We start from the raw sequence: 13,194 nt of genomic DNA on the forward strand, positions 1-13,194 counted from the left end.
TTCACGGTTTCGCGGGCTTGCAGGTTCACGGGCTCGCGCCCGCACGCACGCTCACCCGAGGAAGCTCGACGCCTGCGGGCCGTACCCGGACAGCACCGCGCCCTCCGCCCAGTTCCACACCTGCGCCGCGGCGGGCCATGCCGGGTCCTCGCCGTCGAGCACCGCCCGCGGGTTCGCGCGCCCGGCTCCGCCCGGCTCGTCGAGCCCGGCGGGCCCGGCCTCCCGCAGCCGGCCCGCGACGCGGGCACGAGCGCCCTTCCCGTCCCCCCGGCCGAAGCCGGCGACGGCGGTGTGACTGGCAGCCATGACGGGTGCTCCCTCTCCGGGATCGGGCCTCCTGGACCGCCTCCCCCAGTGCACCTCTGTCGTCACCAGTTGAAGCGGTGACGCCATCATGGCAGCCGTTCTCATCACTGGTCAAGCCGGTGATGCACCCGTCCTGGCGGCGGTCCCCGTCGCCCGGCGCCTGGGCGTCACGGCCCCGGAGGCCGGCGGGCACCAGGACGAGAAGGCGCGCTGAACCGCGGTCCGCGGACCCCGACCGCACCGGCGGCGCATCAGATTCCCCAGGAGTTCCGGGAAGCCGCGGAAATGTGGCCATGTCACAGACGATCAACAGCGCCGTAATGGCCGTCCCACAGGCGGCCGCCAGCGGGTCCGCCTCGGGCAGAGTGAACACCGAAGGGGCCCAACAGGCCCTGGATATCCGGCCATTCCCCACGTGAGGTTTCCCATGCGTCGTCCGCAGATCGTCTCTCTTGCCGTTGCCGTGCTGAGCGCCGGCATGGTCCTCACCGCCTGCGGCGGCGGATCGGGCAAGGACAGTGCCTCGGCCACCGACGGCGCGTCGAAGAGCCCCTCCGCGACCGCGACCCCGGGCACCACGGACACCTCCTCGGCTTCGCCGGCCGACGACGGCGGCTCGGCCGATCCGGCGAGCACGGCGGACCCCGCCAAGTCGGGCTCGTCCGGCGGCTCTTCGCAGGCCCCGGACGCCGGCAAGGGGTCCGGCGGATCGACCGCGAGCGAGCGCTGCCACACCGCCGGCCTCTCCTTCGCGATCGCGCCCGGAAGCGGGGCGCAGTCCGTCGGCTCGGCCGGACCGGTCATCATCACGATGACCAACCACGGCTCCCGCACGTGCACGATGAAGGGTTACCCGGGCATCGACCTGACCGGAGCCGGGCAGACGTGGTCGCTGAGCCGCCAGACGTCCGTCACCCCGCACCTCGTGACCCTCCGCCCGGGCGGCAGGACCACCTTCACCATCACGTACCTGCCCTACGCCGCGGGCGACGGCCGCAAGCTGGACGTGAAGACCATCGTCATCACCCCGCCCAACGAGACCACGTCCGCCAAGGTCGCCTGGGAGTTCCAGCCCGTCCTCCTCCAGGACGGCGCCACCCACCCCGGCACCTACGTCGGCCCCGTCGGCGACGAGTAACCGATCCCCTGCGGCGCCACGGGAACCCGCGGCCCCGGTGGGCTACTTGGCCGGGGCCAGAATGGCGACGCACTCCACGTGGTGGGTCATCGGGAAGAGGTCGAAGGCGCGGAGGGTGACGGGGCGGTAGCCCTCCTCGGCGAACCAGGCCAGGTCCCGGGCGAGGGCGGCGGGGTCGCAGGCGACGTAGGCGATGCGGCGGGCGCCGAGGCCGGCGAGGTGGCGGACCGTGGGATGGCCGGCGCCCGCGCGGGGCGGGTCGAGGACGATCAGGTCGGCCTCGGCGATACCGGTGCGCGGCAGCACCTGCTCGACCTTGCCCTGCTCGATCCGGACCCGGTCCAGGTCCTGGAGGTTGTGCCGGGCGTCCTCCACCGCACGCCGGGACGACTCGATGCCGAGCACCGCGCCCCGCTCGCCGACCCGTTCGGCCAGCGCCCCGGCGAACAGCCCGACGCCGCAGTACAGATCCAGGGCCATGTCGCCCTTGCGCGGCATCAGCCCCTGCATCACGGCCTCGACGAGCAGGTCCGCGGCCTTCGGGTGGACCTGCCAGAAGCCGCCGTCGCCGACCCGCCAGGTGCGTCCGGCCGCGCGCTCCCGGACGAAGGGACGCCCGTGCACGCGGTGCACGGCCTTGTCCCGCTCCCCCACCCGCTGCACGGACACCGGCCGGTCGAGCTCGACGATCGGCAGCCGCCCGCCGGGCCGGGGCGTGAGGATCACCTGGCGGTCGTGGGAGCCGGTGGCGGCGATCGCCTCCACCGTGGCCATCTGCGGCCAGCGGCGCGCCTCGACGCCCAGTTCGCTCACCTCGGGCGCGGCGATCATGCAGTGGTCGATCACCTCGACCTCGTGGGAGCGGTGCCGCCGCAGCCCGGCGCGGCCCTCCGCGTCGATCGCGTACTGCACGCGGGTCCGCCACGCGGGCACCTCGCCCTTGGCGACCTTGTCGCCGGGCGCCGGCGCCACCGTGCCGTCCCAGCCGGCGTCCTGCGGGGTGAGCCCGGCGAGCCGGGAGAGCTGCTCGGCGACCACCGCGGCCTTCAGCCGGCGCTGGGCTCCGGGGGCGGCGTGCTGCCAGTCGCAGCCGCCGCACCGGCCCGGACCCGCGTACGGGCACGGCGCCTCGACGCGGTCCTTGGCGGCCGTCAGCACGCGGACGGCGTCGGCGCGCAGGAACCGCGCGCCCTCCTCGCCCTCGGTGACCCGGGCGACGACCCGCTCGCCGGGCAGCGTGTGCCGGACGAACAGCACCTGGCCGCTCTCGGTGCGCGCGACGCAGTGGCCGCCGTGGGCGACCGGCCCCACCTCGACCTCGTACTCGCGGCCGACGAGGGAGCGGGCGGGTTCGGTCTGCATGGCGGAGCTGCTCCTGGCTGCAACGGGAGGGGACGGGACAGGTCGGGGACGCGAGTCGGGCGGGACGCGCCCGCGCCTCGTCCGGCGCCGACCGACCAGTCTACGTGGCCCCGCCACGCCCCGCCGCCGCCCCGGCCCCGGGGCACCGCTCAGCGCCTCACGACGCGACCTCCCCCCCGCGGCCAGGGCTACTCGCCCGGCCGCGATCGCGCCGGCTGCTCCCGGTCGGCGGGCCGCGGCGGCCCCACCGGCCCGCGGCGGATGGCACCGGGCGCGCTCCAGTCGGCCCGGCGGCGGGCCCTCAGCTTGGCCGCCTCCGAGGACTCCAGCTGCCACGGCACCGAGGTCACCATGACGCCCGGGGTGAACAGCAGCCGGCCCTTGAGCCGCAGCGCGCTCTGGTTGTGGAGCAGGTGCTCGTACCAGTGGCCGACCACGTACTCCGGGATGTAGACGCTGACGACGTCGCGCGGGCTGTCGCGGCGCAGGCCCTTGACGTAGTCGATGACGGGCCGGGTGACCTCGCGGTAGGGCGAGTCGAGGATCTTCAGCGGGACGTCGACGCCGTGGGTCTGCCACTCGTCCTGCAGCGCCCTGGTCTCCTGCGGGTCGACGTTGACGCTGAGCGCCTCCAGGGTGTCGGAGCGCATCAGCTTGGCGTAGGACAGCGCCCGCAGGGTTGGCTTGTGCAGCTTGGAGACCAGCACCAGGGAGTGCACCCGCGACGGGAGCACGTAGTCCTCGCCGGGGGCGTCGGCGGCGGCGATCTCCTCGGAGACCCGGGTGTAGTGGCGGCGGATGGCCGTCATGGTGCCGTAGAAGACCACCATGCCGAGCACCGCGACCCAGGCGCCGTGGGTGAACTTGGTGAGCAGCACGATCACCAGGACCAGGCCGGTGAGGAACGCGCCGAAGGTGTTGATCGCCCGCGAGCGGATCATGTGGCGGCGCTTGGCCGGGTCGGTCTCGGTGCGCAGGTGGCGGTTCCAGTGCCGGACCATGCCGGTCTGGCTGAGCGTGAAGGAGACGAACACGCCGACGATGTAGAGCTGGATCAGCCGGGTGGAGTCCGCGCCGTAGATGATCACCAGTACGATCGCGAACCCGGCGAGCAGCACGATGCCGTTGGAGAAGGCCAGCCGGTCGCCGCGGGTGTGCAGCTGGCGCGGCAGGTAGCGGTCCTGCGCGAGGATCGAGCCGAGCACCGGGAAGCCGTTGTACGCGGTGTTGGCGGCCAGGAAGAGCACCAGGGCGGTCGCGGTGGCCAGGAAGATGAACGGCACCGAGTTGTGGCCGAAGACCGCCTCGGCGACCTGGGCGATGACCGGGTTCTGGGTGAAGCCGGAGCCGACCGGCTTGCCGTGGTTGAGAAGGTCGGTGGCGGGGTTCTCGGCCATCTTGACCTTGGTGTTCACCGCGAGCGCGATGATGCCGAGCAGCATGGTGACCGCGAGCAGGCCGATCAGGGCGAGGGTGGTCGCGGCGTTCTTCGACTTGGGCTTGCGGAAGGCCGGGACGCCGTTGCTGATGGCCTCGACGCCGGTGAGCGCGGCACACCCCGAGGAGAAGGCACGGAGTAGCAGGAAGACCAGGGCGAAGCCGCCGAGGCCGGAGGACTCGGCGTGGATGGTGAGGTTCGCCGTGGGCGCGTGCATGCCGTGCCCGGTGGCGATCTTCAGCACGCCCCAGCCGATCATGCAGAAGACGCCGGCGACGAACGCGTAGGTGGGGATGGCGAAGATCGTGCCGGACTCGCGCACCCCGCGCAGGTTCATCAGCATCAGCACGATGATCACGCCGACCGCGCCGATCACCTTGTGCGTGACGAAGAACGGCACCGCCGACCCGAGGTTCTCGATGCCCGAGGTGATCGACACCGCGACGGTGAGGACGTAGTCCACCATCAGCGCGCTGGCGACGGTCAGGCCCGCCCTGGCGCCCAGGTTGGTGGTGGCGACCTCGTAGTCGCCGCCGCCGGAGGGGTAGGCGTGCACGTTCTGCCGGTAGGACGCGACGACGGTGAACATCACCACGGCGACCGCGACGACGATCCACGGGCTGTAGTGGTAGGCCGCCCCGCCGGCGATCGACAGGACGAGCAGCACCTCACCGGGCGCGTACGCCACCGACGAAAGCGAGTCGGACGCGAACACCGGGAGCGCCAGCCGCTTGGGCAGCAGCGTCTCGCCCAGCCTGTCGCTGCGCAGCGCCCGGCCGATGAGGACCCGTTTCGGCAGGTCGGTCAGTTTGGACACCCCGCGATGTTAAGGGATCGTCAAGACGGGCGCGTCCCCCCTGTGCACTAAGGGAGTGTGGCGAACTTGTGAGCCGCTCATGACGCAACCTTTAGGCCGGCACCACGCGTGTGTAGCTTTGGGCGCGGTCTGAGACGCTTGAGCGGCACAGCCTGAACAGTCGGCACAGCAGTCGGCAGTGATCGCCACGGAAGGACGGTCGTGCACGTCGTGATTATGGGATGCGGGCGGGTGGGTTCCACCCTCGCCTACTCCCTCGAACAGCAAGGTCATACGGTTGCGGTGATCGACCAGGACCCGACGGCGTTCCGGCGTCTGGGCCCCGGGTTCGGCGGGCGCCGGGTGACCGGAGTCGGGTTCGACCAGGACACGCTGCGTGAGGCCGGTATCGAGGAGGCGGGCGCTTTCGCGGCCGTCAGCAGCGGCGACAACTCCAACATCATCGCGGCCCGCGTGGCCCGGGAGATGTTCGGCATCGAGAACGTGGCCGCCCGGATCTACGACCCCCGGCGGGCCGAGGTCTACCAGCGGCTGGGGATCCCCACGGTGGCCACGGTGCGCTGGACCGCGGACCAGATGCTGCGCCGGCTGCTGCCGTCGGGCGCCGAGCCGCTGTGGCGCGATCCCAGCGGCGGCGTGCAGCTCGCCGAGGTCCACACCCCGCCGGCGTGGATCGGCCACAAGGTCAGCAGGCTCCAGGAGGAGACCGGGGTGCGTGTGGCGTTTCTCACCCGGCTCGGCGAGGCGATGCTGCCGACCTCCCAGACCGTCCTTCAGGAGGGCGACCTGGTGCACGCCATGATGCGCACCGACGGCATCGAAGAGGTCGAGGCGGCCTTCGCCAAGGGACCCGAGGGGGCGCACTCATGAGGGTCGCCATCGCCGGAGCCGGCGCGGTCGGCCGCTCGATCGCGGGCGAGCTGCTGGAGAACGGCCACGAGGTGCTGCTGGTCGACAAGAACCCCACGTCGATCTCGGTGGAGCGGGTGCCGCAGGCGGAGTGGCTGCTGGCCGACGCCTGCGAGATCACCTCGCTCGACGAGGCGGCGCTGCAGCGCTGCAACGTGGTGATCGCCGCGACCGGCGACGACAAGGTCAACCTGGTGGTGTCGCTGCTCGCCAAGACCGAGTACGGCGTGCCGCGGGTCGTCGCCCGGGTGAACAACCCGAAGAACGAGTGGCTGTTCAACGAGTCGTGGGGCGTGGACGTCGCCGTGTCCACGCCGCGCCTGATGTCCGCGCTGGTGGAGGAGGCGGTGAGCGTCGGCGACCTCGTGCGGCTGCTGCGCTTCAGCCAGGGCGACGCGAACCTGGTGGAGCTGACGCTGCCGGAGGAGGCCGTGCTGGTCGGCACCCGGGTCGGCGACGTCGAGTGGCCGACGGACACCTCGCTGGTGACGATCATCCGCGGCAACCGGGTGCTCACGCCGTCGAAGGACGACGCGCTGGAGGCCGGTGACGAGCTGCTGTTCGTGGCCGCGCCGCACCGCGAGGAGCAGCTGGAGGACCTGCTGTCGGTCCAGGAGGGCCCGGCGGCCGCCAAGGAGTGACGGGAGCGACCGGCGCCGCGCGGCGCCGGTCGTGCCGCCTGAGCGTGCGAGGGGCCCGGACCGCATCGGTCCGGGCCCCTCGCATGGCGTCGGGTCGGGCGCGTCAGCCCGCGTTGCCGTTGCCGGTCCGGGCGGAGTCCCCGGCCCGGCCCTGCTCCGCCTGCTCCTTCTCGGCCTTCTCCGCGGCCTCCATCTCGGCGATGACGTCGATCGGCGGCGGCGCCTTCACCAGGAAGATCCAGGTGAGGTAGACCGACAGCAGGAACGGCGGGATGCCGAGGGCGACCTTGACCCAGCCCAGCTGGGTGGCGTTGCCCCACCAGTAGAGCGGGAAGAGGATCGCGGACTTGCCCAGCAGGATCAGGCCCCAGGCCCAGCTGGCCTTGGTGTAGGCGCGCAGCCGTCCGGGGTTCCGCTTCCGCCAGGACAGGTTCTCCTTGAAGATCGGCCCGAGGATCAGGCCGAGCAGCGGCCAGCGCACCATCGCCGAGATGATGTAGGCGAGCGACAGGCCGAAGGTGTAGAGCATGCCCGGCAGGTAGAAGTTCTTGGCGTTGCCCGACATCATCGCGAAGACCGCGCCGAAGGCGACGCCGAACACCCCGCTGAAGGCGTGCTTGAGGGTGTCCTTCTGGGCCACCCGGGCCACGCCCATCAGCACGGACAGCGCCAAGGCGGCGATCGCCGAGGACGTGATGTTCCGGTTGACGGTGTAGATGGCGACGAACACCAGGCCCGGCACGGTGGTCTCCACCATGCCGCGGACCCCGCCGAACGCCTCGAAGAGCGCGGCCTCGGTGACCGCGCGGGCCTCGGCCGAGACCTCGGTGGCGCCGGCCTGCGTGGCCCCGCCGGGCGCGTTGCGGGGGTCTGGCGAGGACTGCCCGCGCGTGCCGGCGGTCGGCTCGGCGGCCGCCTCGCCGTTGTCGATCGACGTCACGTGTTACTCCTGTCCGACCGGACGCAGCTCGTACTTGGGGTTGAACAGCACCGGACGGCCCCGGTTCATGGAGATCCGGCCGGACGCGATGATCATGCGCCCGGGTTCTATACCGGCGATGCTGCGGCGGCCCAGCCACACCACGTCGAGCGCGGCGGATCCGTCGAACAGCTCGGCTTCCAGTGCCGGCACGCCGGCCCGAGGACGCAACGTGACCGTACGCAGCGTACCGGTCACGGAGACGATCTGGCGGTCGGTGCAGTCCTGGATGGGCGTGCACCCCGTGGCCAGCGCGTCCTTCTGCAGCTCTTCCGAGTGCAGCTCCTCCTGAGTGGAGGACAGGCGGTCGAGCATGCGGCGGAAGCGGCCCGCCGGCCGATCGGATCGCATGGCACCACTCATGTCGCCAAGGGTACCGGCCGGGCGGGCGACTTCCAGAGGCCGCGGACGGGGCGGGTGGGCCGCCGCCGGGACCCCGCCGGGACCCGCTGCGCCGGCCTACGGCTCGAAGCGGTAGCCCATGCCGGGTTCGGTGATGAAGTGGCGGGGGCGGGCGGGGTCGGCCTCCAGCTTGCGGCGCAGCTGCGCCATGTACACCCGGAGGTAGTTGCTCTCGGTGCCGTAGGCGGGCCCCCAGACCTCCTGCAGCAGCTGCTTCTGGCCGACCAGCCGGCCCGGGTTGCGCACCAGGACCTCCAGCAGGTGCCACTCGGTGGGCGTGAGGCGGACGTCCGAGCCGCCGCGGTTGACCTTCTTCGCGGCCAGGTCGACGGTGAACGTCTCGGTCTCCACGATCGCCGCGCCCTCCTCGGGCCCGGCCGGCGTCGAGCGGCGGACCGCGGCGCGCACCCGGGCGAGCAGCTCGTCCATGCCGAACGGCTTGGTGACGTAGTCGTCGGCGCCCGCGTCGAGCGCCTCGACCTTCTCACCCGAGGCCTGCCGGGCCGACAGCACGATGATCGGCACCCGGGTCCAGCCGCGCAGGCCGCGGATGACCTCCACGCCGTCCATGTCGGGCAGGCCCAGGTCGAGCACCACCACGTCCGGCTGGCGGGCGGCCACCGCGCGCAGAGCGCCGGCCCCGTCGTGGGCCGCGTCGACCTCGAAGGAACGGGCCCGCAGGTTGATCGCCAGCGCCCGGACGAGCTGCGGCTCGTCATCGACCACGAGGACCCGGTGCATGCGTCTTCTCTCTTCTGTCGTGTACGGGGGGCGCGCCCGCGGCGGCGGGGAGCGTCAGGACCATGGTCAGCCCGCCGCCGGGGGTGTCCTCGGCCTGGAGCGTGCCGCCGACGGCCTCCAGGAAGCCGCGGGCGACCGCGAGGCCCAGGCCCACGCCGGTGCCGCGCGGCGCGTCGCCGTAGCGCTGGAAGGGCTCGAAGATGTGCTCCTTGGCCGCGTCCGGCACGCCGGGCCCGCGGTCGACCACCCGCACCTCGACGCGGTCGCCGAGCGCGCTCGCGGCCACCAGCACCTTCTGGCCGTCCGGGCTGTACTTGACGGCGTTCTCGACGATGTTGGCGACGGCCCGCTCCAGCAGGCCCGGGTCGACGGCGACCATCGGCAGGGTCTCGGGGACGTCCAGGGCGACGCTGTTCTCCGGCACCCCGACGAGCGCCATCGGCACCACCTCGTCGACGTCCACGACGCGGATCAGCGGGGTGACGGTGCCGGTCTGCAGCCGCGACATGTCGAGCAGGTTGCCGACCAGGTGGTCCAGCCGGTCGGCGCCGTCCTCGATGCCGGCGAGCAGTTCGGCCTCGTCCTGCGGGGACCAGGCCACGTCCTCGGAGCGCAGGCTGGACACCGACGCCTTGATGCCGGCCAGCGGGGTGCGCAGGTCGTGCGAGACGGCGGCCAGCAGCGCGGTGCGGATCCGGTTGCCCTCGGCCAGCTCCCTGGCCCGGGCCGCCTCACCGGCCAGCCGCTCGCGGTCCAGCACGACCGCGGTCTGCGCGGCGAACGCGGACAGCACCCGGCGGTCGGCGGCGGGCAGCACCCGCCCGGTCAGCGCGAGCGTCAGCCGGTCGTTGACCGCGACCTCGACGTCGGCGTCCTCGGGCCGCAGGCACGGGTGGGAGCCGACGCCGGCCGCCCGGGTCCACGGGCCGTGCCCGGCCGACCGCTCCAGCAGTACCGCGGACTCCATCCCGAAGGTCTCCCTGACCCGTTCCAGCAGCGCCTCCGCGGTGTTCTCGCCGCGCAGCACGCTGCCCGCCAGGTGGGAGAGGATCTCGGCCTCCGCGCGCAGCCTGGCCGCCTGCTGGGTGCGGCGGGCGGCCAGGTCGACGACCGAGGCGACGGCCACGCCCACCACCACGAAGATCATGATCGCGATGATGTTCTCGGGCTCGGCGATGGTGAACGAGTGGGTCGGCGCGGTGAAGAAGAAGTTCAGCAGCAGGGAGCCGAGCAGCGCGCTGGCGAGCGCCGGCCACAGCCCGCCGACCAGCGCCGCGGCCACCGTCATGGTGAGGAACAGCAGCATGTCGGTGGACTGGCCGGGTCCAGGGTGCCACTGGTCGAGCAGCACGGTGAGCAGCGCCGGGCCGGCCACGCCGGTCAGCCAGCCGGCGACGACCCGGGAGCGGCCCAGGCCGGCGCCGCGGGAGGCGGGCAGCCCGCGGCCCTTGGCGGCCTGCTCGTGGGTGACGATGTGCACGTCGATGTCGTCGGACTCGCGGGCGACGGTCGCGCCGACGCCGGGTCCGAAGGCGTACTGCCAGGTCTTGCGGCGGCTGGAGCCGAGCACGATCTGCGTGGCGTTGACACCGCGGGCGAAGTCCAGCAGGGCGCCGGGCACCTCGTCGCCGACGACGCTGTGGAAGGTGCCGCCCAGGTCCTCCACGAGGGTGCGCTGGACGGCCAGCTCCTTGGCGGAGCCGGACACCAGGCCGTCGCTGCGCACGATGTGCACGGCGAGGATCTCGCTGCCGGACGCCTTGGCGGCCATCCGGGCGGCCCGCCGGATCAGGGTGCGGCCCTCGGGGCCGCCGGTCAGGCCGACGACGATCCGCTCACGGGCCTGCCAGGCGGCCGATATCCGGTGGTCGGCGCGGTACTGCTGGAGGTACTCGTCGGCCCGGTCGGCGGTCCACAGCAGCGCCAGCTCGCGCAGCGCGGTCAGGTTGCCGGGCCGGAACCAGTGGGACAGCGCCGCGTCGACCCGGTCGGGCGGGTAGATGTTGCCGTGCGCCATCCGGCGGCGCAGCGCCTGGGGCGACATGTCGACCAGCTCGATCTGGTCGGCGCGGCGCACCACCTCGTCGGGGACGGTCTCCTGCTGCCGCACGCCGGTGATGGACTCCACCACGTCGCCGAGCGACTCCAGGTGCTGGATGTTGACGGTGGACACCACGTCGATGCCGGCCCGCAGCAGCTCCTCGACGTCCTGCCAGCGCTTGGGGTTGCGCGAGCCGGGGGCGTTGGTGTGGGCCAGCTCGTCGACCAGCGCGGACTGCGGGGCGCGGCGCAGGATCGCGTCGACGTCCATCTCCGCCAGGACCCGGCCGCGGTGCTCCAGGTGCCGGCGCGGGACCTCCTCCAGGCCGGCCATCAGCTCCTCGGTGCGCGGCCGCGCGTGGTGCTCGACGTAGCCGACGACCACGTCCGTGTCGCGCTCCAGACGGCGGCGTGCCTCGGCGAGCATGGCGTAGGTCTTTCCGACCCCGGGCGCCGCTCCGAGGTAGATGCGCAGCGTGCCGCGTGTCATGGCTCAATCGTCCTCCCGCGCCGGGGCACCCGCGAGGCCCGGTGCGCGGGGGGACGGACGGACTGCCTGGTCGTGGACACGTAGGCCGATACTAGGCGCCCCGGGGCGCCGCGGGACGGGCCCCAAGGCCCGTCCGCGTCAAGAACGCGTATGGGTTGCCGGAGCGCCGCGCGGAAGCCGGCCGCGGCGCGCCGGGTGCGCTACTCGTCGGTGACGATGCGGCCGTCGCGCAGTTCCAGGACCCGGTCGGCCAGCGCCAGCAGCTGCGCGTCGTGGGTGGCGACGAGCGCGGTGACGCCCTCACTGCGCACCACGGCGCGCAGCAGCTCCATGACGGCCAGGCCGGTGTCGGCGTCGAGCTGGCCGGTGGGCTCGTCGGCGATGATCAGCACCGGGCGGTTGGCCAGCGCCCGCGCGATGGCCACCCGCTGCTGCTGGCCGCCGGACAGCTCGCCGGGCCGCTGCGCGGCGTGGTCGGCCAGGCCGACGAGGGCGAGCAGCAGCTCGACGCGCTCCTCGCGCTCGCGCGGCGCCACCTTGCGCAGCCGCATGGGCACGCCGACGTTCTCCGCGGCGGTGAGGATGGGGATCAGGCCGAAGGACTGGAAGACGAAGCCGATCCGGTCGCGGCGCAGCGCGAGCAGGTCGTCGTCGCCGAGACCGGCCAGGTCGGTGCCGTCCAGGATGATCCGGCCGCCGTCGGGCGAGTCCAGGCCGCCGACGAGGTTGAGGATGGTGGTCTTGCCGGAGCCGGAGCGCCCCTTGAGCGCGACCAGCTCGCCGCGCGGCACCGAGAAGGACACGCCGCGCAGGGCGTGCACGGCGGTGTCGCCGCTGCCGTAGGTGCGGCGCAGGTCCTCCACGACGACCATGTCGCCGGTGTGCGGCCCGTCGGCGACCGCGGTTCCCGCGTGCCCGGTGGACTGCTCGCTCATGCGTCTTCCTCCCCCTGCCGGCCCTCGTCCGCGACGGGGTCGTCGCGATCGGGCCAGACCCCGATGTGGTCCTGCTCGGCGGTCAGCCGCACCCGGCGGCGCAGACCGTAGCGCTCGGTGTACTCGCGGGGCAGTTGCAGCCGCCCCACCCGGTCGAGCACCGCGTACTCCTCCCCGGCGCCCTGGGACGGTCGCAGCACCTCGGTGGCGGTGCGGCCGTCACGTATCCGTACCGTACGCCTCACCTGGCCGGAAACCAGCGGGTCGTGGGTAACGATCAGGACCGTCACACCCAGTTCGCGGTTGGCGCGGCGCAGGGCCGCGAACACCTCCTCGCCGCTGGCGGTGTCGAGTTCGCCGGTGGGCTCGTCGGCGAAGAGCACCCGCGGGTCGTTGGCGCCGGCGACCGCGATCGCCACCCGCTGCTGCTGGCCGCCGGACAGCTCGCCGGGCCTGCGGTGGCGGCAGTCGGCGACGCCCAGCAGGTCGAGCAGGTCCAGCGCGCGCTCCGCGCGGCGGGCCCGCGGCACCCGCGCGTAGCCCATGGGCAGGGTGACGTTCTCCAGCGCGGTCAGGTACGGCAGCAGGTTGCGGGAGGTCTGCTGCCAGACGAAGCCGACGGTGGTGCGGCGGTACTCCAGGCGCTCGCGGCGCTTCATGGCGAGCAGGTCGTGGTGGGCGACCCGGGCGCGGCCGGCGGTGGGCAGGTCGAGGCCGGACAGGATGCCCAGCAGGGTGGACTTGCCGGAGCCGGACGCGCCGACGACGGCCAGCACCTCGCCCTCCTCCACCGTCAGGTCCAGGCCCTGCAGCGCCTGCACCTCGACGCCCTCGGTGCGGAAGACCCGCACCACGTTGTCGCAGACGATCAGCCCCTCGTCGGGGGCCGGGGCGGCGCCGGCCAGCGCGCGGGCCTGAAGGGTCGCCAGGTCGGCGGGCGCGGCCGGCACGGGGGCCGCGGCGGGTTCGGGCATCGGCTCCCCCGGAGGGTCGTGG

13 protein-coding genes are annotated in these 13,194 nt (G+C 73.2%); 4 read left to right on the forward strand and 9 right to left on the reverse strand.

Translation table 11 applies throughout. From position 1 onward, the window contains the following. Nucleotides 1–51: 51 nt before the first annotated feature. Nucleotides 52–306, reverse strand: coding sequence for a hypothetical protein (locus ACH4TG_RS35440; protein WP_398246772.1), 255 nt, complete (start codon nucleotides 304–306; stop codon nucleotides 52–54). An 88-nt stretch (nucleotides 307–394) separates the two neighbouring features. Between ACH4TG_RS35440 and ACH4TG_RS35445 the strand changes: the two genes are divergently transcribed. Both ACH4TG_RS35445 and ACH4TG_RS35450 read left to right on the forward strand, forming a co-directional pair. Continuing rightward, nucleotides 395–520, forward strand: a complete 126-nt coding sequence (locus tag ACH4TG_RS35445) for a hypothetical protein (protein WP_398246773.1) — start codon at nucleotides 395–397, stop codon at nucleotides 518–520. 213 nt (nucleotides 521–733) lie between these two features. Further along, nucleotides 734–1,444, forward strand: coding sequence for a DUF4232 domain-containing protein (locus ACH4TG_RS35450; protein ID WP_398246774.1), 711 nt, complete (start codon nucleotides 734–736; stop codon nucleotides 1,442–1,444). 42 nt (nucleotides 1,445–1,486) lie between these two features. Here ACH4TG_RS35450 and ACH4TG_RS35455 read toward each other — a convergent pair whose 3' ends face one another. Beyond that, nucleotides 1,487–2,806 carry a class I SAM-dependent RNA methyltransferase gene (locus ACH4TG_RS35455; protein WP_398246775.1) on the reverse strand — a complete coding sequence of 440 codons (1,320 nt, stop codon included), beginning with the start codon at nucleotides 2,804–2,806 and terminating at the stop codon, nucleotides 1,487–1,489. Between the two features lie 188 nt (nucleotides 2,807–2,994). Beyond that, a complete protein-coding gene (locus ACH4TG_RS35460; RefSeq protein WP_398246776.1) occupies nucleotides 2,995–5,061 on the reverse strand; it encodes an APC family permease in 2,067 nt (688 codons plus the stop codon). A 201-nt stretch (nucleotides 5,062–5,262) separates the two neighbouring features. On the opposite strand from ACH4TG_RS35460, the gene ACH4TG_RS35465 reads away from it, so the two are divergent. Together ACH4TG_RS35465 and ACH4TG_RS35470 are read left to right on the forward strand one after the other, a co-directional pair. Then, nucleotides 5,263–5,931: a potassium channel family protein gene (locus tag ACH4TG_RS35465; protein WP_398246777.1), complete on the forward strand. Its 669-nt coding sequence runs from the start codon at nucleotides 5,263–5,265 to the stop codon at nucleotides 5,929–5,931. Further along, entirely contained in the window at nucleotides 5,928–6,611 is a 684-nt protein-coding gene (locus ACH4TG_RS35470) for a potassium channel family protein (protein WP_398246778.1), read from the forward strand. The genes ACH4TG_RS35465 and ACH4TG_RS35470 overlap by 4 nt, the downstream gene beginning before the upstream one ends. A gap of 103 nt (nucleotides 6,612–6,714) precedes the next feature. Here the strand turns inward: ACH4TG_RS35470 and ACH4TG_RS35475 are convergent, their stop codons facing one another. From ACH4TG_RS35475 to ACH4TG_RS35500, 6 genes are all read right to left on the reverse strand, one after another. Next, a complete protein-coding gene (locus ACH4TG_RS35475; RefSeq protein WP_398246779.1) occupies nucleotides 6,715–7,551 on the reverse strand; it encodes a DUF3159 domain-containing protein in 837 nt (278 codons plus the stop codon). A 3-nt stretch (nucleotides 7,552–7,554) separates the two neighbouring features. Beyond that, nucleotides 7,555–7,953 (reverse strand): OB-fold nucleic acid binding domain-containing protein, encoded by a 399-nt coding sequence (locus ACH4TG_RS35480; RefSeq protein ID WP_398246780.1) that lies wholly within the window; start codon nucleotides 7,951–7,953, stop codon nucleotides 7,555–7,557. 96 nt (nucleotides 7,954–8,049) lie between these two features. Beyond that, on the reverse strand, nucleotides 8,050–8,733 hold the full coding sequence (locus tag ACH4TG_RS35485; RefSeq protein WP_398246781.1) for a response regulator: 684 nt from the start codon (nucleotides 8,731–8,733) through the stop codon (nucleotides 8,050–8,052). Continuing rightward, the gene (locus tag ACH4TG_RS35490) at nucleotides 8,708–11,263 is read right to left on the reverse strand and encodes a DUF4118 domain-containing protein (RefSeq protein WP_398246782.1); all 2,556 of its coding nucleotides are present in this window, start codon (nucleotides 11,261–11,263) and stop codon (nucleotides 8,708–8,710) included. The genes ACH4TG_RS35485 and ACH4TG_RS35490 overlap by 26 nt, the downstream gene beginning before the upstream one ends. Before the next feature lie 200 nt (nucleotides 11,264–11,463). Next, nucleotides 11,464–12,198, reverse strand: coding sequence for an ABC transporter ATP-binding protein (locus ACH4TG_RS35495; RefSeq protein WP_398246783.1), 735 nt, complete (start codon nucleotides 12,196–12,198; stop codon nucleotides 11,464–11,466). Further along, complete coding sequence (locus ACH4TG_RS35500) at nucleotides 12,195–13,172, reverse strand: ABC transporter ATP-binding protein (RefSeq protein WP_398246816.1); 978 nt, start codon at nucleotides 13,170–13,172, stop codon at nucleotides 12,195–12,197. Before ACH4TG_RS35500 ends, ACH4TG_RS35495 begins: the two co-directional genes overlap by 4 nt. Nucleotides 13,173–13,194: the final 22 nt, after the last annotated feature.

The sequence above is a fragment of the Streptomyces sp. NPDC020917 genome (assembly GCF_044333795.1).
Classification (GTDB): Bacteria; Actinomycetota; Actinomycetes; order Streptomycetales; family Streptomycetaceae; genus Actinacidiphila.

Excerpts from the sequence above, each read along its gene's own strand:
- ACH4TG_RS35440 (WP_398246772.1), bottom strand. The coding sequence starts at position 306 with ATGGCTGCCAGTCACACCGCCGTCGCCGGCTTCGGCCGGGGGGACGGG.
- ACH4TG_RS35445 (WP_398246773.1), top strand. The coding sequence starts at position 395 with ATGGCAGCCGTTCTCATCACTGGTCAAGCCGGTGATGCACCCGTCCTG.
- ACH4TG_RS35450 (WP_398246774.1), top strand. The coding sequence starts at position 734 with ATGCGTCGTCCGCAGATCGTCTCTCTTGCCGTTGCCGTGCTGAGCGCC.
- ACH4TG_RS35455 (WP_398246775.1), bottom strand. The coding sequence starts at position 2,806 with ATGCAGACCGAACCCGCCCGCTCCCTCGTCGGCCGCGAGTACGAGGTC.
- ACH4TG_RS35470 (WP_398246778.1), top strand. The coding sequence starts at position 5,928 with ATGAGGGTCGCCATCGCCGGAGCCGGCGCGGTCGGCCGCTCGATCGCG.
- ACH4TG_RS35480 (WP_398246780.1), bottom strand. The coding sequence starts at position 7,953 with ATGAGTGGTGCCATGCGATCCGATCGGCCGGCGGGCCGCTTCCGCCGC.
- ACH4TG_RS35485 (WP_398246781.1), bottom strand. The coding sequence starts at position 8,733 with ATGCACCGGGTCCTCGTGGTCGATGACGAGCCGCAGCTCGTCCGGGCG.
- ACH4TG_RS35490 (WP_398246782.1), bottom strand. The coding sequence starts at position 11,263 with ATGACACGCGGCACGCTGCGCATCTACCTCGGAGCGGCGCCCGGGGTC.
- ACH4TG_RS35495 (WP_398246783.1), bottom strand. The coding sequence starts at position 12,198 with ATGAGCGAGCAGTCCACCGGGCACGCGGGAACCGCGGTCGCCGACGGG.
- ACH4TG_RS35500 (WP_398246816.1), bottom strand. The coding sequence starts at position 13,172 with ATGCCCGAACCCGCCGCGGCCCCCGTGCCGGCCGCGCCCGCCGACCTG.